The 21,379-nt window shown below is 70.5% G+C and carries 24 protein-coding genes; 18 read left to right on the top strand and 6 right to left on the bottom strand.

What is annotated here, in order from left to right; translation table 11 throughout:
• Positions 1-132: 132 nt before the first annotated feature.
• The 3 genes from hemB (at position 133) to hemL (ending at position 3,332) form a co-directional block, all read left to right on the top strand.
• A complete protein-coding gene (gene hemB, locus AB0G15_RS02250) occupies positions 133-1,119 on the top strand; it encodes a porphobilinogen synthase (RefSeq protein ID WP_362834634.1) in 987 nt (328 codons plus the stop codon).
• Between the two features lie 193 nt (positions 1,120-1,312).
• Positions 1,313-1,954 carry a bifunctional DNA primase/polymerase gene (locus AB0G15_RS02245; RefSeq protein ID WP_362834633.1) on the top strand — a complete coding sequence of 214 codons (642 nt, stop codon included), beginning with the start codon at positions 1,313-1,315 and terminating at the stop codon, positions 1,952-1,954.
• A gap of 79 nt (positions 1,955-2,033) precedes the next feature.
• Positions 2,034-3,332 (top strand): glutamate-1-semialdehyde 2,1-aminomutase, encoded by a 1,299-nt coding sequence (gene hemL, locus AB0G15_RS02240; RefSeq protein WP_362834632.1) that lies wholly within the window; start codon positions 2,034-2,036, stop codon positions 3,330-3,332.
• Between the two features lie 454 nt (positions 3,333-3,786).
• Here hemL and AB0G15_RS02235 read toward each other — a convergent pair whose 3' ends face one another.
• Positions 3,787-4,383 (bottom strand): Uma2 family endonuclease, encoded by a 597-nt coding sequence (locus AB0G15_RS02235; protein ID WP_362834630.1) that lies wholly within the window; start codon positions 4,381-4,383, stop codon positions 3,787-3,789.
• Between the two features lie 42 nt (positions 4,384-4,425).
• Entirely contained in the window at positions 4,426-5,343 is a 918-nt protein-coding gene (locus AB0G15_RS02230) for an EamA family transporter (protein ID WP_362834628.1), read from the bottom strand.
• A gap of 74 nt (positions 5,344-5,417) precedes the next feature.
• On the opposite strand from AB0G15_RS02230, the gene AB0G15_RS02225 reads away from it, so the two are divergent.
• A complete protein-coding gene (locus tag AB0G15_RS02225; protein WP_362834626.1) occupies positions 5,418-6,416 on the top strand; it encodes a LysR family transcriptional regulator in 999 nt (332 codons plus the stop codon).
• Between the two features lie 39 nt (positions 6,417-6,455).
• Here the strand turns inward: AB0G15_RS02225 and AB0G15_RS02220 are convergent, their stop codons facing one another.
• On the bottom strand, positions 6,456-7,322 hold the full coding sequence (locus AB0G15_RS02220; protein ID WP_362834624.1) for a DMT family transporter: 867 nt from the start codon (positions 7,320-7,322) through the stop codon (positions 6,456-6,458).
• An 85-nt stretch (positions 7,323-7,407) separates the two neighbouring features.
• Here AB0G15_RS02220 and AB0G15_RS02215 point away from each other — a divergent pair, with 85 nt between their 5' ends.
• Genes AB0G15_RS02215 through ccsA form a run of 5 tightly spaced genes read left to right on the top strand, consistent with a single transcriptional unit; the run spans position 7,408 to position 11,960 of the window.
• Positions 7,408-8,046, top strand: coding sequence for a histidine phosphatase family protein (locus tag AB0G15_RS02215; protein WP_362834622.1), 639 nt, complete (start codon positions 7,408-7,410; stop codon positions 8,044-8,046).
• Positions 8,047-8,102: 56 nt separating this feature from the next.
• A complete protein-coding gene (locus tag AB0G15_RS02210; RefSeq protein WP_362834620.1) occupies positions 8,103-8,672 on the top strand; it encodes a TlpA disulfide reductase family protein in 570 nt (189 codons plus the stop codon).
• A gap of 27 nt (positions 8,673-8,699) precedes the next feature.
• Positions 8,700-9,434 carry a cytochrome c biogenesis protein CcdA gene (locus AB0G15_RS02205; RefSeq protein ID WP_362690157.1) on the top strand — a complete coding sequence of 245 codons (735 nt, stop codon included), beginning with the start codon at positions 8,700-8,702 and terminating at the stop codon, positions 9,432-9,434.
• 35 nt (positions 9,435-9,469) lie between these two features.
• A complete protein-coding gene (locus tag AB0G15_RS02200; protein WP_362834618.1) occupies positions 9,470-11,020 on the top strand; it encodes a cytochrome c biogenesis protein ResB in 1,551 nt (516 codons plus the stop codon).
• Positions 11,010-11,960 (top strand): cytochrome c biogenesis protein CcsA, encoded by a 951-nt coding sequence (ccsA, locus tag AB0G15_RS02195; protein ID WP_362834616.1) that lies wholly within the window; start codon positions 11,010-11,012, stop codon positions 11,958-11,960. Before AB0G15_RS02200 ends, ccsA begins: the two co-directional genes overlap by 11 nt.
• A gap of 185 nt (positions 11,961-12,145) precedes the next feature.
• Here the strand turns inward: ccsA and AB0G15_RS02190 are convergent, their stop codons facing one another.
• The gene (locus AB0G15_RS02190; RefSeq protein WP_362690167.1) at positions 12,146-12,445 is read right to left on the bottom strand and encodes a PLD nuclease N-terminal domain-containing protein; all 300 of its coding nucleotides are present in this window, start codon (positions 12,443-12,445) and stop codon (positions 12,146-12,148) included.
• Positions 12,446-12,558: 113 nt separating this feature from the next.
• Between AB0G15_RS02190 and AB0G15_RS02185 the strand changes: the two genes are divergently transcribed.
• Both AB0G15_RS02185 and AB0G15_RS02180 read left to right on the top strand, forming a co-directional pair.
• The gene (locus AB0G15_RS02185; RefSeq protein WP_362690170.1) at positions 12,559-13,395 is read left to right on the top strand and encodes a hypothetical protein; all 837 of its coding nucleotides are present in this window, start codon (positions 12,559-12,561) and stop codon (positions 13,393-13,395) included.
• Between the two features lie 9 nt (positions 13,396-13,404).
• Positions 13,405-13,644 carry a hypothetical protein gene (locus AB0G15_RS02180; protein WP_362834614.1) on the top strand — a complete coding sequence of 80 codons (240 nt, stop codon included), beginning with the start codon at positions 13,405-13,407 and terminating at the stop codon, positions 13,642-13,644.
• A 281-nt stretch (positions 13,645-13,925) separates the two neighbouring features.
• Here AB0G15_RS02180 and AB0G15_RS02175 read toward each other — a convergent pair whose 3' ends face one another.
• Positions 13,926-14,165, bottom strand: coding sequence for a BldC family transcriptional regulator (locus AB0G15_RS02175; protein ID WP_012887349.1), 240 nt, complete (start codon positions 14,163-14,165; stop codon positions 13,926-13,928).
• A gap of 262 nt (positions 14,166-14,427) precedes the next feature.
• On the opposite strand from AB0G15_RS02175, the gene AB0G15_RS02170 reads away from it, so the two are divergent.
• A complete protein-coding gene (locus AB0G15_RS02170) occupies positions 14,428-14,625 on the top strand; it encodes a DUF4229 domain-containing protein (RefSeq protein ID WP_362834612.1) in 198 nt (65 codons plus the stop codon).
• Here the strand turns inward: AB0G15_RS02170 and AB0G15_RS02165 are convergent.
• Positions 14,609-15,928 (bottom strand): hypothetical protein, encoded by a 1,320-nt coding sequence (locus AB0G15_RS02165; RefSeq protein WP_362834610.1) that lies wholly within the window; start codon positions 15,926-15,928, stop codon positions 14,609-14,611. The two genes, AB0G15_RS02170 and AB0G15_RS02165, sit on opposite strands and share 17 nt — an antisense overlap.
• Before the next feature lie 78 nt (positions 15,929-16,006).
• Here AB0G15_RS02165 and AB0G15_RS02160 point away from each other — a divergent pair, with 78 nt between their 5' ends.
• From AB0G15_RS02160 to AB0G15_RS02135, 6 genes are all read left to right on the top strand, one after another.
• Positions 16,007-16,732 (top strand): demethylmenaquinone methyltransferase, encoded by a 726-nt coding sequence (locus AB0G15_RS02160; RefSeq protein WP_362690179.1) that lies wholly within the window; start codon positions 16,007-16,009, stop codon positions 16,730-16,732.
• Between the two features lie 160 nt (positions 16,733-16,892).
• Complete coding sequence (locus AB0G15_RS02155; RefSeq protein ID WP_362690182.1) at positions 16,893-18,170, top strand: geranylgeranyl reductase family protein; 1,278 nt, start codon at positions 16,893-16,895, stop codon at positions 18,168-18,170.
• Positions 18,171-18,291: 121 nt separating this feature from the next.
• The gene (locus tag AB0G15_RS02150; RefSeq protein ID WP_362690185.1) at positions 18,292-18,651 is read left to right on the top strand and encodes an NADH-quinone oxidoreductase subunit A; all 360 of its coding nucleotides are present in this window, start codon (positions 18,292-18,294) and stop codon (positions 18,649-18,651) included.
• 2 nt (positions 18,652-18,653) lie between these two features.
• Entirely contained in the window at positions 18,654-19,205 is a 552-nt protein-coding gene (locus AB0G15_RS02145; RefSeq protein WP_030916695.1) for an NADH-quinone oxidoreductase subunit B, read from the top strand.
• Positions 19,202-19,888, top strand: coding sequence for an NADH-quinone oxidoreductase subunit C (locus AB0G15_RS02140; protein ID WP_362834608.1), 687 nt, complete (start codon positions 19,202-19,204; stop codon positions 19,886-19,888). Before AB0G15_RS02145 ends, AB0G15_RS02140 begins: the two co-directional genes overlap by 4 nt.
• Entirely contained in the window at positions 19,885-21,255 is a 1,371-nt protein-coding gene (locus tag AB0G15_RS02135; protein WP_362690191.1) for an NADH-quinone oxidoreductase subunit D, read from the top strand. The genes AB0G15_RS02140 and AB0G15_RS02135 overlap by 4 nt, the downstream gene beginning before the upstream one ends.
• Positions 21,256-21,379: the final 124 nt, after the last annotated feature.

Raw genomic sequence — 21,379 nt, 5'->3', positions numbered from 1 at the left:
GTTGACCGGTGTCGCGGTCGGCATCGCGTCACGTTGATCGGCACCACGCCGCGTCGAGCGGCGAGCCAGGAACACACACCGAGCTCCTCCGGCCCGCAGTTCCCCTACCGGCCGGGGAGAGGGGGAGACAGCATGACGGCCCAGTTCCCTGTCGCGCGCCCGCGCAGGCTCCGCCGTACGGCACCGATGCGCAGGATGGTGGCCGGAACCCGGCTGCACCCGGCGGAGCTGGTGCTGCCGATGTTCGTGAAGGAGGGCATCGTCGAGCCGAACCCGATCGGCTCGATGCCCGGGGTGTTCCAGCACACCCGCGACTCGCTGCGCAAGGCCGCCCACGAGGCCGCCGAGGCCGGGGTCGGCGGGCTGATCCTGTTCGGCGTCCCCGCGGTGAAGGACGGCCGTGGGTCGGCGGCCGACGACCCGGAGGGGATCGTCCAGCTCGCCGTCGCCGACCTGGTCGCCGACGTGGGCGACACGATGGTGGTGATGACCGACACCTGCCTGGACGAGTTCACCGACCACGGGCACTGCGGCATCCTCACCCCCGAAGGGGAGGTCGACAACGACGCCACCCTGGAGCGCTACGCGGCCTCGGCGGTGGCCCAGGCGCGGGCCGGATCGCAGGTCATCGCGCCGAGCGGCATGATGGACGGCCAGGTCGCGGCGATCAGGGCGGCCCTGGACGGCGACGGCTTCGAGCAGATCCCGATCCTCGCGTACTCGGCCAAGTACGCCTCGGCGTTCTACGGCCCGTTCCGCGAGGCGGCCGAGTGCGCTCCCCGGTTCGGCGACCGCAACGCCTACCAGCAGGACGCGGCGGGACCGGTCGGCGAGGCGCTGCGCGAGGTGCGGCTGGACCTCGACGAGGGCGCCGACGCCGTCATGGTCAAGCCCGCGCTGGCCTACCTCGACATCCTGCGCCAGGTGCGCGACGCCGTGGACGTCCCGGTGGCGGCGTACCAGGTCAGCGGTGAGTACGCCATGGTCGAGGCCGCGGCGGCGAACGGCTGGATCGACCGGGACCGGGCGATCATGGAGTCGCTGGTCGCGATCCGCAGGGCGGGGGCCGACATGATCCTCACCTACTGGGCGACCGAGGTGGCCGCGAAACTGAGATGAGACCGACGGCACGTACCGAGAACTGGAGGTTCGTCGCTTGGTGGAGAAGCGTGTGCGTTAGAGTGCGATAACCGGTGCGGATGTGTCCCAGGTGGCGTAGACCCTGGGTATTTGACGTTCTTCACTGACCAGAGTGTGGACAGGTCGATCGCATCCGGGTGACACGCGGGATGCGCGGACGACGGAGGACACAATGGTCGGGGTACCGATGGTTCGTCGAAGTAGACGGCATGCTCATCCGAAGCAGATGATCAACTCTGTGCTGGAGTACGCCGCTCTGGGCTGGGCGAGCTGTCCCGGCGCGAGGCCGCTGAAGGGCGGTTCGCGCTCCTGTTCCTGCGACCGGGTCGGCTGTCCCGACCCGGGGGCCCACCCGCTCTCGCGGGCCTGGCAGATGCAGGCCACCACCGACCCCACCCTGCTCACCAACTGGTGGCGGTACGAGCCCGAGGCGAACGTGGTCCTTCCCACGGGGCGGGTGTTCGACGTCTTCGACGTACCGGTCGCCGCGGGGCGCACCACCCTCGCGAACATGGACTCCGCGGGAGCCACCTCAGGCCCGGTCGCCGTCAACGGCGACCGGGCCCTGTTCTTTGTGGCCACCAGGAACACCTCCGACGACGAGGACGAGTGGTGGACCTGCGCCCTCGACTTCGGTCCGTCCACCATCGAGGAGATGCCCGGCCTGCGCTGGCACTGCCGCGACAGCTACGTCCTCGCCCCGCCCTCGCTGCTGCCGACCGGCGGGTCCGGCTCATGGCTGCGCCCGCCCGACGGACGCCCGCTGCCCGACCCTCTCCGCATCCTCGACTGGCTCGCCGACACCTGCGAGTGAGCCGGTCGTCACCACCGCGCTCGAAGGTGCCCGGACGGGACGGGCGGAGGCTCGCCCTGCGGTGACTACCCTGTAGGGCGTGAGCCGTACTGATAACTCCGAGGCCCTGTTCGCCCGCGCACGCGAGATCGTCCCCGGGGGCGTCAACTCCCCGGTCCGAGCCTTCGGCGCCGTCGGCGGGACGCCGCGCTTCATGACCTCGGGGCAGGGCCCCTACATCACCGACGTCGACGGCAACCGCTACGTCGACCTGGTCTGCTCGTGGGGGCCGATGATCCTCGGCCACCGGCACCCCGCCGTCATCGAGGCCCTGCAGGAGGCGCTGCGCGACGGCACCTCGTTCGGTACGGCGACCCCCGGCGAGGTCGAGCTCGCCGAGGAGATCGTCGATCGGGTGGAGCCGGTGGAGAAGGTCCGCCTGGTCAGCTCCGGTACCGAGGCCACCATGTCCGCCGTGCGGCTGGCCCGCGGGTTCACCGGCCGGTCCAAGATCGTGAAATTCGCGGGCTGCTACCACGGCCACGTCGACGCCCTCCTCGCCTCGGCCGGTTCCGGGGTGGTGACCTTCGGCCTGCCCGACACCCCCGGTGTGACCGGCGCCTCGGCCGCCGACACCGTGGTGCTGCCGTACAACTCGGTCGAGGCGGTCACGGAGGCCTTCCAGACCTTCGGCGCCGACATCGCGTGCGTGATCACCGAGGCGTGCCCGGCCAACATGGGCGTCGTCCCGCCGCTCGACGGGTTCAACGCCACGCTGCGCGAGCTGTGCACCGCGTACGGCGCGCTGCTGATCGTCGACGAGGTGCTCACCGGTTTCCGGGTGTCGGAGTCCGGCTGGTACGGGCTCGACCCGGTCGACGCCGACCTCATGACCTTCGGGAAGGTCATGGGCGGCGGCCTGCCCGCCGCCGCGTTCGGCGGGCGCGCCGACGTGATGGCCCACCTCGCGCCGGAGGGGCCGGTCTACCAGGCGGGCACCCTGTCGGGAAACCCGCTGGCCTGCGCGGCCGGCCTGGCCACCCTGCGCGCCTGCGACGAGGGGGTCTACGACCGGGTCGACGCCGCGGCGCTGGTCATCGGCCGCGCCGCCGCCGACGCCCTGTCCGCGGCCGGGGTGCCGCACCGCCTGCAGCGCGCCGGGAGCCTGTTCTCGATCTTCTTCACCGACGAGCGGGTCACCGACTTCGCCGGTGCCCAGAAGCAGGACACCGCCGCCTACCGGGCGTTCTTCCACGCGATGCTCGAGCAGGGCGTCTACCTGCCGCCGTCGGCGTACGAGGCGTGGTTCCTGTCCTCCGCCCACGACGACGAGGCCCTTTCCCGCATCGCCGACGCTCTTCCGGTCGCCGCGAAGGCCGCCGCTTCTGTTTCCGGTTAGCGGTGCGAGTGCTCGTTCAAAGCGGGTTGGATGGCTCGTGCTTCGTCGGGGGCTTTGGTGGGTGCGCGCTTCGGCGGGGGCTTTGGCAGGCGCGCGCTCCGGTGGGTGGGTGCTCCGGGCGGCCGTCGTTGGTAACCGTCCGGTGCGTCAGGCCTCCGGCCTGGCGGGCGCGCTGCTTGCGGATTTTTATAAGCCGCCCGGAACACCCACCCACCTCCGCACACGGCCCGTCTCGCCGTACATCGTGGAGACCGTAGTCGCTTTCCTCCGGGCCGCCCATCGAGCCCTTTGACGCTGAAGCGATCCGTACGGGGCCGTTCGGGGTCGTCCGCCGTAGCTGAAGCGCCCGTGCGGGAAGGAGCGCAGGGGGCGCTCGCAGGGGCTCGCTCGCCTCGGGCGCTCATGGGTCTGTACGGGGGGACGCGTCGCCGACGGCCTGGACTGATCCGGGCGTCTACCTGGGCAGGTCGCCGAGGTCGATGGTGATCGGGAAGGGCACCGGGACGGTCAGCCGGTCGTGGTGGATGCCGGTGAGGGCGTACGCGTGGGTGGCGGGGTCGAGCTCGTAGACGTAGACCACAGGGGAGCCGCCGCTGTTCTCCACCCGCCAGAAGTGCGCGATGCCCGCCTCCGCGTAGCGGGAGGGCTTGGTCTTGCGGTCGCGGTCCTCGGACTCGGGGGAGACCACCTCGACGGCGAGGTGCACCTCGCCGGGGGTGTAGAACGTCCGGTCGTCGTCATCGGCGGCCTTCGCGTCGACGACGACGACGTCGGGGCAGGGGCGCATCCGGTGGCCGAGCTTGACGTCCATCTGGATCACGGCCGCGACGTGCTCAGGAGCCTGGGCGTTCAGGACGACGCGAAGGCCGAACAGCACGCGCTCGTGGAAGCGTTTCTGGGGGGACATGAAGACGAGAGCTCCATCGATGAGTTCGACGTGCTTGAAGAAGTCGGGTTCGCCGTTCGGTCCCTCCGCCGGGAGGTTGTCGAGATCGTCGGCGGTCCATCCCCACGGGGGCGGGGCGGGCCAGTAGTCGAGTGCGGCGCTCACGTCGGTCACCGTAACATCGTCTCCGTCACTCGGTGTGTTCATTCAGATCATCTCCGTTGCCCTCGTTCTATTCTCTCCCGTTTCGGCCTGAACGGAAGGAGCGGACGCCGAGGAGGGAAGAGGCCGGGCGCGGGTGCTCGCGTAGAGGACGCCGGAGATGATCAGGGCGGCGGCGGCGAGTTCGGCGGGGGAGATCGGCTCCCCGGTGAACAGGGCGGCCGAGGACATGCCGAAGACCGGGACGAGCAGGGCCGTCGGGGCGACCACCGAGGCGTCGTAGCGCTGGAGCAGGAAGCCCCAGATGCCGAAGCCGCCGAGGGTGGCGACCAGTGACACGTAGAGCACCGACAGGCCGCCCTCCACCGAGAACTCCAGCCGGGGAATCCCCTCGACCAGCAGGGACAGGGCCGTCATGGGGATGGCGGCGACCCCGCAGACCCAGACCATGAAGCGGAACGAGTCGGGCGGCGCGGCGTCCCTGACCGCGATGTTGCCCGCGCTCCAGAAGAACGCCGCGCCGACGACCAGCAGGAACGCGCCGATGGGGCCGCCGGTGCCCAGGTCGGCGGCGATCAGCGCCAGGCCGGCGAACGCGACCGCCATGCCGGTGATCCGCCGCCGGGTGAGCCGTTCCCTCAGCAGGGCGACCGCCAGGACGGCGGTGAAGACGGCCTGGACCTGGACGACGAGGGAGGTCAGCCCGGCGGGCATGCCCGCCCGCATGCCCGTCAACAGCAGGGCGTACTGGCCGATGCCGAGGGTCGCCCCGGCCACGAGCACCTTTCGCCAGGGCACCCCGGGGCCGCCGACGAGCAGTACGGCGGGGAAGGCAGCCAGGAGGAAGCGCAGCGCCACGTAGAGCAGCGGGGGAAAGGACCGGAGTCCCACTTCCATGACCACGAAGTTGAAGCCCCAGAGGGCGGTGAGGGCGACGGCGAGGAGAAAGTGCCGGGTACGCATCCATCAATCGTCGTTTCTAACGATATTTCAGCACAAGTGAGACTTTCTTGCTCGTCTCGTTTAGGGTTGCTTACATGTTGGATCTCAACCGGCTCAAGGCCCTGCACGCGGTCTCCGTCTACGGCTCCGTGGGCGCCGCGGCCGAGGCGCTCATGGTGACCCCCTCCGCGGTCTCCCAGCAACTGGCCAAGTTGGAGCGGGAAACCGGAGCGACCCTGCTGGAGCGCAACGGGCGCGGCGTGCGGCTGACCGACGCGGCCGGGCTGCTCGCCGACCACGCCGAGCGCATCCTCGCGCTGGTCGAGACGGCGGAGGCCGACTTCGAGGCGCTGCGCGGCGAGGTCGTGGGGCGGCTGAGCATCGGCGCCTTCCCCACGGCGGCCCGGGGCCTGATGCCCGCCGCGCTCGCCCTGCTGCGCACGCGCCACCCCGACCTTCGCCTCCAGCTGATGGAACGTGAGCCGGAGCGGCAGATTCGTGAGGTGGCCAGGGGCGAGCTCGACCTCGCGGTGATCCAGGACTGGATGAACCGCCCGGTGGCGATCCCCGAGGGGCTGTCCCGGGCCACGCTCTTCGACGACATCGCCGACGCGATCCTGCCCGCGTCCCACCCGCTGGCGGATCGTCCCGAGATCGAGCTCGCCGAGCTGTCCGGGGAGCAGTGGATCAGCTCCTCACCCGGCACGGTCTGCCACGACTGGCTGGTCCACACGCTGCGCTCGGCCGAGCTGGAGCCGGACATCACCTGCATGACGGACGAGTATCCGACCCAGATGGCCCTCGTCGCGGCGGAGCATGGATGCGCCATCATTCCCCGGCTGGGCCGCGACTTCGTCCCGCAGGGCGTGCGGGTCGTCCCGATCCGGTCGCGCCCGACGCGCAGGATCTACGCGCTCTGGCGGAGCGACGCCGCCCGCCGCCCGGCCATCCGGGCCGCTGTCGAGGCGCTGAAGGCCGTCTCCGCCGACTTCCGCGGCCCCGTGTCCGAGCCCGCGCGGCCCGCCGAGCCCGTGGCGGTCCCGGTGACGGTCCCGACGATGGCCTCCCCGGATGGCCCCCGCCTTTCCGGATGACGGCTCCGGCGGTTTCCGGGCTCCGGGGCGCTCACGGCCCTAGCCGAGGGCGATCGTCACCACGCCGCCGACGATGACGCAGGCCGCCGGCAGCCGCCGGGTCAGGTCGCCCTCGGCCAGCAGCCGGCCGCCGAGCACCACCGCCACGAGCACGCTGACCTCCCGTACCGGGGCCACCGCGCTGATCGGCGAGAACGTGTACGCGGTCAGCGCCAGGAGGTAGGAGAGCGGCATCAGCACCGCCGCGCCCAGCACCCGTGCCCGGTGCTCCCGCCAGACGGGCAGGACCAGGCCCCTGCGGCGGGAGCCGAGCACCGGCGAGGTCAGGACCAGGGCACGGCCGAGGTCGCCGCCGTAGTTGAGCAGGATCGGCGCGACCGCGAAGGCGCTGACGACCTGCTTGTCCCAGACGGTGTACGCCGCGATGAACAGCCCGGTGGCCAGCCCGAACCCGATCCCGCTCAGGTCCTTGCGGCCGGGCCCGCGCGCCGCGCCGAGCAGGAGCACGCCCACCCCGACCATCAGGATCCCGGCGATGCCGGCGGGGCCCGGCCGCTCGCCCAGGAACAGGACGGCGACCAGGCTGGCCAGCAGCGGCCCGGTACCGCGGGCGATCGGGTAGACCATCGACAGATCGCCGTGCCGGTAGCCGCGCTGCAGCAGCATGAAGTAGCCCAGGTGCAGAGTGGTGCTCGCGGCGATCACCCCGAGGTCGGCCCAGGAGGGACCGGTGCCGCCGAGGAGGAGGTAACCCACCGTGACCGGCGTCCAGACCAGCGTGGAGGCGGCGGCCACCATCCAGACGAAGACGACGCCGTCGGCCTCGGCCGCCTGCTTGCTCATCAGGTTCCAGCAGGCGTGGGCGACGGCGGAGGAGAGGACGAGGGCGAGCGCGAGGGGGCTCACGCGGTGACCCTATCCTGCCCCATCCGGCCCGGGTGGCCCACCTGCCCGGCCACCAACCCGTACTTGTCGGTAGGCTGGCGGCACCATGCTTGAGACCACCGTCGTCCACCTCCTGCGCCACGGTGAGGTGCACAATCCCGCCAACATCCTGTACGGCAGGCTTCCCGACTACCACCTCTCCGACAACGGACGGCAGATGGCCGAGACGGTGGCCAAGACGGTCGCCGGACGGGATGTCACCGCGCTGTTCTCCTCGCCGCTGGAGCGTGCCCAGGAGACGGCGGTGCCGCTCGCCGCGACCTTCGGCCTGGACGTCACGGTCGACGAGCGGCTCATCGAGGCCGAGAACATCTTCGAGGGCCTCTCCCTCGGCAGGGGCGACGGTCTCTTCCGCAACCCGCGCTTCTACCGCTACCTGTGGAACCCGCTCCGCCCCTCCTGGGGGGAGCGCTACACCCATCTGGTCAGCCGGATGAGGGCCGCGATCGAGACCGCCCGCGACGTGGCACGCGGCCATGAAGCGATCATGGTCAGCCACCAGCTCCCGATCTGGACCATCCGGCTCGCCGCCGAGGGCAGGCGCCTGCCGCACGATCCGCGCCGCAGGCAGTGCGGCCTCGCCAGCCTCACGAGCTTCTCCTTCGAGGGAAACCGCCTGATCGGCGTCGGATACAGCGAGCCCGCGGCGGCGCTCGTCAAACGCCCCACTGTGCCGGGCGCCTGACCTCGCCGGTACAGTGATTGCTCTACCGGTTGTAGTACAGGGAGCCTCCGTCACCCATGCGCGCACAATCCTTCGCCGCCGCCGCGCTGCTCGTCGCCGTGGCCGGATGCGCCGGAACCCAGGGATCGCAGCCGCAGACCGGCGACACCCGCTTCGTGGCCGGTGACGGAAAGATCACCCTGTTCCAGGCCGCGGACCGCAAGGTCGCCCCGAAGGTGGAGGGGGAGACCCTCGACGGGGGCACCGCGACCCTCGCGGCCCACAAGGGCAAGATCGTGGTGCTCAACTTCTGGGCCTCCTGGTGCGCGCCCTGCCGGGCCGAGGCGCCGGTGCTCAAGGACATCTCCGCCAAGACGAAGGCCGACGGCGTGGAGTTCCTCGGCATCGACTTCAAGGACCGCAAGGCCGACGCGCTCGCGTTCGAACGCAGCCACCGGTCCGGTTACCCGAGCATCTTCGACCAGCCGGGCAAGGTCGCGCTCTCCTTCCAGGGCACGGTCCCGCCCGCCGCCATCCCCTCCACCCTGATCATCGACCGCCAGGGCCGGATCGCCGCCAGGGCCCTGGGCGCGGTCAAGTACAGCGACCTCCTCGCCGCCGTGACCAAGGTCCGCGATGAGGGATAACGGCCCCTGGCGACGGCCGGGCCCGCGATGAGCGCCGACCTCGTGGGCACCGTCGCGAGCGGCTCGCTGGCGCTGGCGCTGCCGATCGCGGTCGCGGCCGGGCTGGTGTCGTTTTTGTCGCCGTGCGTGCTGCCGCTGGTCCCCGGCTACCTGTCGTACGTGACCGGCATGAGCGCCGACCCCAGGCGGGGGCGCATGGTCGCGGGCACCGTGCTGTTCGTCCTGGGCTTCGCCACCGTGTTCGTGGCCGGGGGGGCGCTCTTCGGCGGTCTCGGCCAGGCCCTGTTCGGCAACGCCGCGATCATCACGCGGGTGCTGGGCGCCCTCACGATCGTGCTCGGCCTGGCCTTCATGGGGGTCGTCCCGGGTCTGCAGCGCGATTTCCGCATCCACCGGCTCCCGGCCGCCGGCCTGGCCGGGGCACCCCTGCTCGGCCTGGTGTTCGGCCTGGGCTGGACCCCCTGCATCGGCCCCACCCTCGGGGTCGTGCTCACCCTCGGCCTGAACGAGGGCAGCGCCGGTCGCGGCGCGATCCTCGCCTTCGCGTACGCGCTCGGCCTCGGCCTGCCGTTCGTGGTGGCCGGGCTGGCGTACAGCAGGGCGCTGAGGACGTTCAAGGCGGTGCGCCGGCACTCGCAGCTGATCACGCGGGCGGGCGGCGTCATGCTGGTCGTCGTCGGCGTGCTGCTCGTCACCGGGCTGTGGGAGCAGCTCGTCGCGATGACGCAGGGCTGGGTCGGCGGATTCGAGCCGGTGATCTGATGGTGTCCGTCGACCCGAGGACGGGAGAGCGAGCGGTGAGCGAGACGCGGCGGCCCACGGGCTTCGGGGTCGTGGGGTGGGCGCGCTGGTTCTGGCGGACGCTCACCTCGATGCGGACCGCGCTGATCCTGCTGTTCCTGTTCGCCCTGGGCTCCATTCCCGGCTCGATCTGGCCGCAGCGCGGCGTCTCCGACGCCAAGGTCGCCCAGTACTTCGACGACAGTCCCCGGCTGGCCGAGTGGCTGGACAGGTTCTGGCTGTTCGACGTGTTCCGGGCGCCCTGGTTCGCCGCGATCTACCTTCTGCTGTTCGTGTCCCTGATCGGCTGCGTGCTGCCCCGCACCGCGACCCACCTGAGGGAGCTGCGCAGGAAGCCGCCCGCGGCGCCGCGCAACCTGAGCAGGCTGCCGCAGCACGCCTCCTTCGAGGCCGACCTGACCGTCGAGGAGGCCGCCGCGAGGTTGCGCGCCAGGCGGTTCCGGGTGACCACAGGTCCCGGCTGGGTCGCCGGGGAGAAGGGCTACCTGCGCGAGACCGGCAACCTGCTCTTCCACGTGGCCCTGCTCGGCCTGCTGGTCGCGGTCGGGGCCGGGGCGCTGTACGGCTACCGGGGCAACGTGCTGGTCGTGGAGGGCGAGGGGTTCGCCAACACGGTCGCCGCCTACGACCGCTACATGCCCGGCCCCCAGGTGAACGCCGAGTCGCTGGAGCCGTTCTCCTTCACCGTCGACGACTTCCAGGCGACCTACATCGCCAAGGGCGAGAAGGCCGGGCAGGCCCTCGACTACGAGGCCAGGCTCAAGGTCGAGGACGCCCCGGGCGCCGCCCCGCGCGACTACGTCCTGAAGGTCAACGAGCCGCTGGACGTCAACGGCACGCTGAGCTACCTGATCGACCACGGCTACGCGCCGACCTTCAGGATCACCGACGGCAGGGGCCAGGTCGCCTTCGAAGGGCCGGTGCCCTGCCTGGTCGTCCAGCCCGCCACCTTCACCTCCGAGTGCGTGATCAAGGTTCCGGACGCGCAGCCCGAGCAGCTCGGCATCCTCGTCGGCTTCCTGCCGACGACCGTCCCGATGGGCGCCGAGTGGGTGTCGGTCTTCCCGGGCGCCGCCAACCCCACCGCCCAGGTGTACGGCGCCTTCGCCGGTGACCTGGGCCTGAAGGACGGCCGGCCGCAGTCGGTCTACGAACTCGACCCGGCGAGTCTGAAGAAGATGAAGCCGCTGGTCATGAAGGCCGACCCGCTGGCGGTCGGCAAGAAACTCACCCTCCCGAACGGCGCGGGCTCGATCGAGTTCACCGGCGTCAGGGAGTGGATCGCCCTGCAGATCACCCACGACCCGGGCCGGATGCCCGCGCTCGTGGCCTCGGTCCTCGCCGTCGTCGGTCTCGTACTGACCCTGACCGTCCGCCGCCGCAGGGTGTGGGTGCGGATCCACGAGGACCGCGAGGTCGAGGCGGGTGGCCTCACGCGCACCGAGGGCGGCGATTTCAGCGAGGAGTTCGCCGAGATCGTCTCCGCCTTGAACCCGGGAGTTTCGAACCCGGGAGTTCCCGATTCAGGAGTGAAGGATGTCCGCTGAGGTCGACGCCGGCCTCGCCACGTTGAGCGACCAGCTCATCCTGGCGACGGTTCTGCTCTACGTCTCCGCAATGATCGCTTACGCCCTCGACCTGGCCTTCGGACGGTCCGCCGCGGCTTCGGCCCGCGCGAAACAGCCCGTTCCGGTCACCGTCGGCGGGGGCGCCGACCCCGCCCCCGCCGAGGGGGCCCCCGCGGAGAAGGCGCCGCCCGCCTGGGCGATGTGGGCGGGACCGGTGGCCGTCGGGCTGAGCTGGCTCGGCTGGGCCGCCAACCTCACCTCCCTCCTCACCCGCGGCCTCGCCGTGGACCGGTGGCCGTGGGGCAACATGTACGAGTTCGTGGTCGCGATGTGCTTCGCGGCGGTGAGCGCGTTCCTGTTCATGCAGCTCCGCTACCCGGTCCGCTTCCTGGGCGCGTTCGTCACGGTCGCCGCCGCGCTGGGGCTCGGTTTCGCCGTACGGTACCTGCACGTGCAGGCAGGCCCCGTGGTGCCCGCGCTGAACTCGTACTGGGTCGCGATCCACGTGTCCGCGGCCATCGTCGCCAGCGGGCTGTTCATCGTGGCCGGAGTCTCCGGCATCCTCTACCTGGTCAGGAAGGACACCGCGGTCCGGCTGCCGTCCCGGCGGGACCTGGAGCGGGTCGCGCACCGGGCCATCGTGATCGGCTTCCCGATCTGGACCTTCGCCGTCATCGCCGGGGCGCTCTGGGCGGACAAGGCGTGGGGCCGCTACTGGGGCTGGGACCCCAAGGAGATCTGGGCGTTCATCACCTGGATCGCCTACGCCGCGTACCTGCACGCCAGGGCCACCGCGGGCTGGAAGGGAAAGGCGGCCATGATCGTGCAGCTCGTCGCCTTCGCCTGCCTGCTGTTCAACCTGGTCGGGGTGAACATTTTCCTCGGGGGACTGCACTCCTACGCCGAGGTTCCCGGCTGATTCCCGGCCCCGAACTGATTCTCGACGCCGAGATATCCTCGGGCCGAATTTTCACGCTGGAATTTTCCGCCGAATTCCCACGCCGGAGTTCACGCTGATTTCCCGCCGGATTCCCGCCGGGTTTCCGGGTCGGAATTCCCGGTCGATCGGCCGTACCGGCCACACCGGCCGGCCGGTCGCCGTCTCTAGTCTTCGTCGCGCAGGCGGCGGTCGAGGTCCTTGAGGAAGTCGGGGTCGTCGTCGGGGCCCTTCGGGGCCTCGGCGCGCGGCGGCCTGTCCTCGGCCAGGAGCGATCGGGGCGCCCTGGGGCCGGTGGGCCGGCCGAGCAGCAGCCAGAAGGCTCCTCCGGCGATCGGCATCAGCACCACGATGAGCACCCAGAGAAGTTTGGGCAGGTTCCTGGACTCCTCGTCCGGCGTGGTGATGACGTCGAACAGGCAGTAAAGCCAGAAGGCGAGTATCGCCAGACCGACAAGCAGGGGCATGCCCGAACTGTAAGCCATCGTGAGGCCTGCTGCGGTCGGGCTCCGCGTTACGGATGACTGGCAAGGGTCCGACCCCGTACCGTGGACCCGTTGCCACTTCCCCAGGGGGTGCGATGGCACATTCGGGCGACAAGGGCCGCCATCGACGGCGGTGGTGGCAGCGAGGTCCGGCCACGCGTGCGGAGAGTGCCCTGCGGGAGGCTCCGCGTGAGGTCCCCCGCGAGGCCGAGCGCAGGGTCGGGACGGTCACGGCCCCGGTGGCCGACCGGCCGCAGTACACCTGGAAGGACTTCGAGCTCGACGACGAGAGTCCCCGGGCCCAGCCCAACTCCCCCGACACCCCGGACCTGGGCGACGGCCTGCGCCACTGCGGGCGCCTGGAGCGCATCCTGCACCGCCAGTGGGACTCGCGGCGGGAGACGCCGCCCCCCGAGGTCGTACGGGCGGTGGAGAGCCTGGCGAGGCTGCCCGACGGGCTGAAGGACAAGCTGGCCGACGGTCTCGACGGCATCTACGTCGGCGCGGGCGGGGTGCCGGACCTGGACGACATGGGATACCTGCGCGGCGCGCCGCTTCCCTCGGGCCGGGCGACGTGGGACGTGTGCGCGGGCGCGTACGGCGACCGCAAGATCGTGGTGGGAGACCGGCCCTCGCCCACCCCCGACGTGATGATGCACGAGGTCGGGCACGCCCTGGACGACGTGGACGCCCCCCACGGCGACTGGGTCTCCGACTCCCCGGAGTTCGCCGCCCTCTACGCCCAGTGCGTCCCCGCGCTGGCCTCGGGTTTCCATCTCCAGCCGGGCGACCTGGGCCGCAGGGAGTTCTTCGCCGACGCCTTCGCCGCGATCGTCTCCCGGCAGCGCCCCGCGCTGGTCGACATGCTGGGCGGCGACACGCGGATGGCGCTCAACGTCATGTTGTTCTTCAACCGGCGCTACGGAATCTAGGTGATCTGGATGTACGTCGTCAGACTCGCTGACGGGACCCTGCGCGTGCCGCAGACCCTGACCGGCGATGACGGGCGTCTGATCGGCAATGCCTACGTGGAGGTCTCTCCGGGGGATCCCGACTACGACCGCTGGCTGGCCGAGTCGCTCACCGAGGAGGAGTGGGCCGAGCGGCGGCGGCGGTGGCTGGCGGAGAACGACGAGCTGGAGCGGGAGTTCCTGGCCTTCAAGGCCGAGCAGGAGACCTGAAGGGCTTCGACGCCGGGCAGGGGCCTGGGCCGGCCGCGGGGCCGGGCCGGGGGCCTGGGCCGGGCGGGAGAGCCTGCGTCGGGGAGATCGGGGCCGGAGCGTGCCGGGCGGTTCCGGACGCGGAACGTGGCGGCGGGCCCGGGCGGGCCCGGCGGGGCGGGTGGCCCGGTGACGGGGGAGGTCACCGTCCGTGTCGTGTCGTACTTCACACGACTCCACGGTGACCCTGCGGCTTCCGGGTAAGGCGCGCAGGATCACCGATGGTGTGACGTCCTAAGTCGTCAGACGCGCGGGGACTCGCCTGCCGGCCGTTCGGCCGTCAAGACGTCCTCTCCACGCAGAAGGGCGTGCACTTCCGACTCGCGGAAACGCCGGTGCCCTCCGGGGGTACGGATGCTGCTGATGCGGCCTGCCGCGGCCCAGCGTGTAACCGTCTTTGGGTCGACCCGGAAGAGGGCGGCAACCTCTCCGGGCGTCAGCAGACGCTCGCTGCTACTCTCCACAATCTCTCCCCCTCGCATCCCGCTTCCTGCCAGCGGGCGGACAGGTAACCAGTGTGCCGAGCGAAGCCTGATTTATCCGTGGTTTTCAACAAAGATCACGGGTTGTTATCTACTGCCTGCCCGATTGTTATATGATAGAGCCTTTTTGGGACTCTCGTGGGTGTTTCTTTACGAAACAGATCTCTTGGGAAGACTAGCAGCGCTCGCAGTAGATGCGAAGAGTTACCCGTGCGGTACCGCGATCGAGACCGCGCGGGCGAGGTGACGTAGCCTTGACACCGTGCGTCCCGTCATCGTTTACACCGCGTCCCGGGCCGGTCTGCTGGCCGTGACTCTGGGAGTGCTCTATATCCTCGGCCTGCGCGAGCCCCTGGGCCTGCTGATCGCCGCATTCCTGATCAGCGGTGTGGCCAGTTACGTCCTGCTCTCGAAGCAGAGAGACGCGATGAGCGAGCGAATCACTAAGAATCGGGAGTGATCGGCAACGGGAACATGCCAACTCGGGCATGGTACTCGTGACCAAGGCGAGTTGTGTCACTACCAACCAGTAATCCGCCGGGGTGTGCGAGGAATGCCTTGATCCCGATTCCGCGGTCCCGTGTCGGGTTCCACGCCAGGGCCCTGCCGGTGCGCGGGTGGATCGCGCCGATCCCCGGCCGCGCCACCGCCCCGGGGCCCGCCGAGTCGTGGCCGTCCGGATTGTTCAGCCAGCGCTGGTGCCCTCCGACGTAGACGGCCGCCCCCGTCGCCGCCACCGCGTACAGCGAGTCACCCCCGGTGTGGTTCACCCACGTCGGGCGGACCGCGCCGGTCCCGGACGGGGCGCCGGTCTCGAACCGGGCGGCGGTGTCGCACATCCTGTCCCGGCCCCCGGGCCCGCCGGTCGTGACGACGGCGAGGTAACTCCCGTCGGGGGCGAAGTCCAGGCCCCGCACGTAGCCGGGGAAGTCGGCCCTGCACCGGCCCCGGTAGGCGTCGGTCCGCCACGGCGCCACCGCGGCGGGTGAGGCGATGAGACCCGGCGACGGGGCGTCCGGCACGGTGGCGGCCGGGGGGGTGACGGCGATCAGGCCGAGCTGGGCCCGCGGCAGGCCGCCGAGGGTGGTGAAGTCGCCGCCGACCGCGAGCCTGCCGTGGCTGAGGGAGATCGCGTGGACCCTGGTCCTGCCTCCCCTGGGCGCGCCCGGCTCGATCGTGAAGGACGGGTCGGCCTCGCCGGTGACGGCGTCGATCCTGGCCAGTGCCGTGCGGGCGAGGGGGCCGACGTGGGTGAAGTCGCCGCCCGCGTAGAGGTGGCGGCCGAGCCTGGCCAGGCCGGTGACCGTGCCGCCGCGGACCTGGGCGCCGAACCGGGGCAGCGGGGAGCCGTCGGAGAGCCGGAGCAGGGCCAGGCCCCGCGTCCGCGCGCCGCCGGTCCTCGTGAACCGCCCGCCCGCGTAGACGGTGCCGCGGACCCCCGCCGCCAGGGCCTGGACCGGTCGGTCGAGGCGCGGCGCGAAGCCCGGCAGGATCCGGCCGGTGGCCAGGTCGTAGGCGAAGAGGTTGGCGCGGGGCAGCACCCTCGCGCTCCCGGCCTCGCGCACCTCGCCGAACGAGCCGCCGACCACCACCGTGCTGCCCACCAGCGCGATGGCGTTGACGATCCCGTCGAGCACGTGGGGAGTGGTGCCGGCCGGATCGGCCGAGACGACCCCGCTGTGCCTCGTGGTGCCGGCGGCGGCGATCCCGGCGGGCGCCAGGGTCAGGGCCGCGACCAGCAGGTAAGTGGCTCTGGCAAACATTCGACAATTTTTAGCATGCTCTGGGTGATGGAATGACTACTTTCCGTGGATTGTCGGGGCGGGCCTAGGGTGGGAGTCATGACGCGCGCTTCTCTGGACAAGCAGCCGCACGAGGTCGCCGCGATGTTCGATCGCACGGCCAGGCGGTACGACTTCGTCAACGACGTTATCTCCCTGGGCCAGGTCCGGCTGTGGCGCAAGGCCACCGCCGCGGCCGTCGACGCGGGCCCCGGTGAGCTGGTCCTCGACCTCGGCGCGGGCACCGGCACGTCGACCGACACCTTCACCGCGCTGGGCGCCCGCGCCATCGCCTCCGACTTCTCGCTCGGCATGCTGAGCACCGGGGTGAGGCGCAGGGGCGGCTCCGGCATCTCCGGCGGCGGGGTGCGGGGCGTCAGCTTCGTCGCGGGCGACGCGCTGCGGCTGCCCTTCGCCGACGGCGTCTTCGACGCGGTGACGATCTCCACGGCGCTGCGCAACGTGCACGACACCGGCGGGGCGCTGCGCGAGATGTACCGGGTGGCCAGGCCGGGCGCGCGGCTGGTGATCCTGGAGTTCTCGCACCCGACGCCCAGGTCCTTCGACCTCGTATACTCGCAGTACCTGATGAAGCTGATGCCGCGGGCCGCGAAGCTCTTCGGTTCCAACGACGACTCCTACGAGTATCTGGCGGAGTCGATCAGGGCCTGGCCGGACCAGGCGGGGTTGGCGAGGATCATTCAGGGAGCGGGCTGGGAACGGGTCGCCTGGCGCAACCTGAGCCTGGGAATCGTGGCCCTGCACCGCGCGTACAAGCCCGCGTAGCGCCCCGCGTGGAAGATTGGCGACAAGGGCAACACCCGCCTGACACTTTGCCCCGCAAAGGCGTTAGACTTCGGCCCGACAAGTTTGTGAAGCTCTTCACAAAGGAACGAAAGGCCCCTTACCCCGAGGCCCCCACAGCGTGTAGGACAGGACAGGTCCCGTGACCGTGCCAGCCGCCACACAGCGGAAAGTCGCTGAGGCTGACGCCGACGTCATCGTCGTCGGCGCCGGGCCCGCCGGTTCGACAACCGCATTCCACCTCGCGCAGGCCGGGCTCGACGTCCTGCTGCTCGAGAAGACCACCTTCCCCCGCGAGAAGGTCTGCGGCGACGGGCTGACGCCCCGAGCGGTCAAGCAGCTCATCGCGATGGGCATCGACATCGACGCCCCCGGCTGGGTCCGCAACAAGGGCCTGCGCGTGGTCGGCGGCGGGATGCGCTTCGAGCTCGACTGGCCGGAGCTGTCGAGCTTCCCCGACTTCGGCCTGGTGCGCACCCGCCAGGACTTCGACGAGATCCTGGCCGCCAACGCGGTCAAGGCGGGCGTCCGCCTGCTGCAGGGGGTGAACGTCACCGCCCCGGTCCTCGACGACCGCAGCGGGCACATCGTCGGCGTGGTCGCCAAGCGGGACGGCGAGGAGGTCACCTACCGGTCCCGGCTGGTGGTCGCCGCCGACGGCAACTCCACCCGCATCTCCCTGGCGATGGGGTTGCACAAGCGCGAGGACCGCCCGATGGGCGTCGCGGTGCGGACGTACTTCGAGAGCCCCCGCCACGACGACGACTACCTGGAGACCTGGCTGGAGCTGTGGGACGGCGACACCCTGCTGCCCGGCTACGGCTGGATCTTCGGCGTCGGCGACGGCACCTCCAACGTGGGCCTGGGGCTGCTGAACACCAGCGAGTCCTTCAAGGGCATGGACTACCGCGACCTGCTCAAGCGCTGGGTGAAGGGCATGCCCCCCGAGTGGGGCTACGTCGAGGAGAACATGACGACCCCCATCAGGGGCGCCGCGCTGCCGATGGCCTTCAACCGCCAGCCGCACTACACGCGGGGCCTGGTGCTGGTGGGCGACGCCGGCGGGATGATCAACCCGTTCAACGGCGAGGGCATCGCGTACGCGATGGAGACCGGCCACATCGCCGCCGAGACGATCGTCCAGGCGCTCGGCAGGGTCACCCCCGCGCAGCGGGAGCGCGTGCTGCGCGCATACCCTCAGACGTTGAAAGACGCATACGGTGGTTACTTCACCCTCGGCAGGGGGTTCGTGGAGCTGATCGGGCACCGCGGCGTGATGAACTTCGCGACGCGTCACGCGCTGCCGCACCCCCACCTGATGCGGTTCGCGCTCAAGCTCCTTGCTAATCTCACCGACCGGCGGGGTGACGCGTCCGACCGCATCATCAACGCCCTGTCGAAGGTGGCGCCACCGGCATGAGAGCGACGAGGGCCGGACACCTGGAACCGGGGGCGATGATCGCCCTGCCTAGACTTTCGAAATACACCACAACGCAGAGCTACGCGCCGGCGCGCGTGGAGATGGGAGAGGAGGCGTAGCGATGGAGTTGTACGCACCCATCCTGGTGCTCGCCGTTCTCGCGGCGGGATTTGCGATCTTCTCGGTGACGATCGCCCCCTTCACCGGTCCCAAGCGCTGGAACCGCGCGAAACTCGACGCCTACGAATGCGGTATCGAGCCGACGCCCCAGCCCGTGGGCGGAGGTCGCTTCCCGCTGAAGTACATGATCACCGCGATGCTGTTCATCGTGTTCGACATCGAGATCATCTTCCTCTACCCGTGGGCGGTCGCGTTCGACCAGCTCGGGCTGTTCGGATTGGTCGAGATGCTGCTGTTCATCGTCACCGTGCTCGTGGCCTACGCGTACGTGTGGCGCCGCAAGGGTCTGGACTGGGACTAGATATGGGTCTTGAAGAGAAACTTCCGAGCGGGTTCATGCTCAGCACGGTCGAGCAGGTCGCCGGCTGGGCGCGCAAGAACTCCGTCTGGCCGGCGACGTTCGGTCTCGCCTGTTGTGCCATCGAGCTGATGTCCACCGGCGGTCCCAAGCACGACCTGGCGCGCTTCGGCATGGAGCGCGCCTCGGCGTCTCCGCGCCAGGCCGACCTGATGATCGTCGCGGGACGGCTGTCGCAGAAGATGGCCCCGGTGCTGCGCCAGATCTACGACCAGATGGCCGAGCCCAAGTGGGTCATCGCGATGGGCGTCTGCGCCTCCAGCGGCGGCATGTTCAACAACTACGCGATCGTGCAGGGCGTCGACCACGTCGTCCCCGTCGACATCTACCTGCCCGGCTGCCCGCCGCGGCCCGAGATGCTCATCGACGCGATCGTCAAGTTGCACGACAAGATCCAGAACACGAAGTTCGGCGCGCACCGCGCCAAGCAGATCGACGAGCTCGAGCTGCAGGCCCTGCGGACGCTGCCGCTGATCGACCAGGGGACCGCCAAATGACGAGCGAACCCGCTGACAACCTCCCCGAGGTCCCGGAGGAGCCGATCGCCCACCTGGGCATGTTCGGCGCCTCGGGCACCGGCGACACCTCCGGCTACGGCCGCCTCGTCGTGCGGCGCAAGCCCGAGCTGTCCAGCGCCCGCCCGTACGGCGGCTACTTCGACACCATCGCCGACGAGCTGGAGCGCGCCCTCGGCGGCGATCTCGGCGACGCCGTCGAGCGCGTGGTGGTCGACCGCGGCGAGCTGACCTTCCACGTCAGGCGCGAGCGCCTGCTCGACGTGGTCAGGATCCTGCGCGACGACCCCGCCCTGCGCTTCGAGCTCTCGCTCGGCGTCTCCGGCGTGCACTACCCCCACCTGGTGGGCCAGGAGCTGCACGCGGTGATCCACCTGTGCTCGATCACGCACAACCGCCGCCTGCGCGTCGAGGTCTCCTGCCCCGACGACGACCGGCACATCCCCTCCACGGTCTCGGTCTACCCCACGCACGACTGGCACGAGCGCGAGACCTGGGACTTCTTCGGCATCGTCTTCGACGGGCACCCGGCGCTGACCCGCATCATGATGCCCGACGACTGGGACGGTCACCCCCAGCGCAAGGACTACCCGCTCGGCGGCATCCCGGTCGAGTACCGCGGCGCCGAGATCCCCGCGCCGGACCAGAGGAGGTCCTACACATGAGCGTCCCCTACCAGGAGACGAAGGAGACCGTCGGGGGCCCGTACGACACCGCGTACGACGAGGCCACCGAGGGCAAGGTCTACACCGTCTCGGGCAACGACTGGACGGAACTGGTCGAGACCCTCTCCGGCCAGCAGGACCAGCAGCTCGTCATCAACATGGGCCCCCAGCACCCGTCCACGCACGGCGTGCTCCGCCTGGTCCTGAACCTCGACGGCGAGACGGTCACCGAGGCCCGCACGGTCATCGGCTACCTGCACACCGGCATCGAGAAGAACCTCGAGTACCGGACGTGGACCCAGGGCACGACGTTCGTCACCCGGATGGACTACCTGGCGCCGATCTTCAACGAGACCGCCTACTGCATGGGCGTCGAGCGGCTGCTGGGCATCACCGACCGGATCCCCGAGCGGGCCCAGGCCATCCGCGTGATGATGATGGAGCTCACCCGGATCTCCTCGCACATGGTGGCCATCGGCACCTTCGGCATGGAGCTGGGCGCGACCACGCCGTTCCTCTTCGGGTCCCGCGAGCGCGAGATGGTGCTCGACGTGATGGAGTACATCACCGGCCTGCGGATGAACATGGCCTACGTCCGGCCCGGAGGCGTCTCGGTCGACCTGCCCGCCGGCGCCGTCGACAAGGTCGGCGAGCTGCTCAAGGTCATGCCGGGGCGCATCAAGGACATGCGCAAGATGCTCGACGCGAACCCGGTCTACCTGGCCCGCACCAAGGACGTCGCCTACCTCGACCTCACCGGCTGCATGGCGCTGGGCGTCACCGGTCCGATGCTGCGGGCCGCGGGCCTGCCGTGGGACCTGCGCAAGTCGCAGCCCTACTGCGGCTACGAGACCTACGAGTTCGACGTCCCGACGGAGAAGACCGCCGACGTCTACGGCCGTTACCTGGTGCGGGTGGCCGAGATGGAGGAGTCGCTCAAGATCATTGAGCAGGCGCTCGACCGCCTCTCCGGGCCGCTCAAGAACGACCGCGTGATGATCGACGACAAGAAGATCGGCTGGCCCGCGCAGCTCGCGCTCGGCCCCGACGGCCTGGGCAACTCGCCCGACCACATCGCGCACATCATGAGCGGCTCCATGGAGGCGCTCATCCACCACTTCAAGCTGGTGACCGAGGGCTTCCGGGTCCCGGCCGGGCAGGCGTACGCCTCGGTCGAGTCGCCCCGCGGCGAGCTCGGCGCCCACGTGGTCAGCGACGGCGGAACCCGTCCCTACCGCGTACACTTCCGCGACCCGTCCTTCACGAACCTGCAGGCCATGCCCGCGACGTGCGAGGGCGGGGCGGTCGCCGACGTCATCTCGGCGGTGGCCTCGATCGACCCGGTGATGGGAGGTGTCGACCGATGAGCTCCAGCAAGGGCCCGGCCGGCCAGTCGGCGAACGCGGCGGACGAGAGGCTCGACGCGAGCACGGGTACCGGCCTGACGGGCGAGAGCGCCCTCGGGACGAGCACCGCCCTGGGCGGCGAGCC

This window comes from Streptosporangium sp. NPDC023825, assembly GCF_040639575.1.
Classification (GTDB): domain Bacteria; phylum Actinomycetota; class Actinomycetes; order Streptosporangiales; family Streptosporangiaceae; genus Streptosporangium.
The sequence above is the reverse complement of the archived record's forward strand: the minus strand, read 5'-3'. Positions and strand labels throughout refer to the sequence as shown.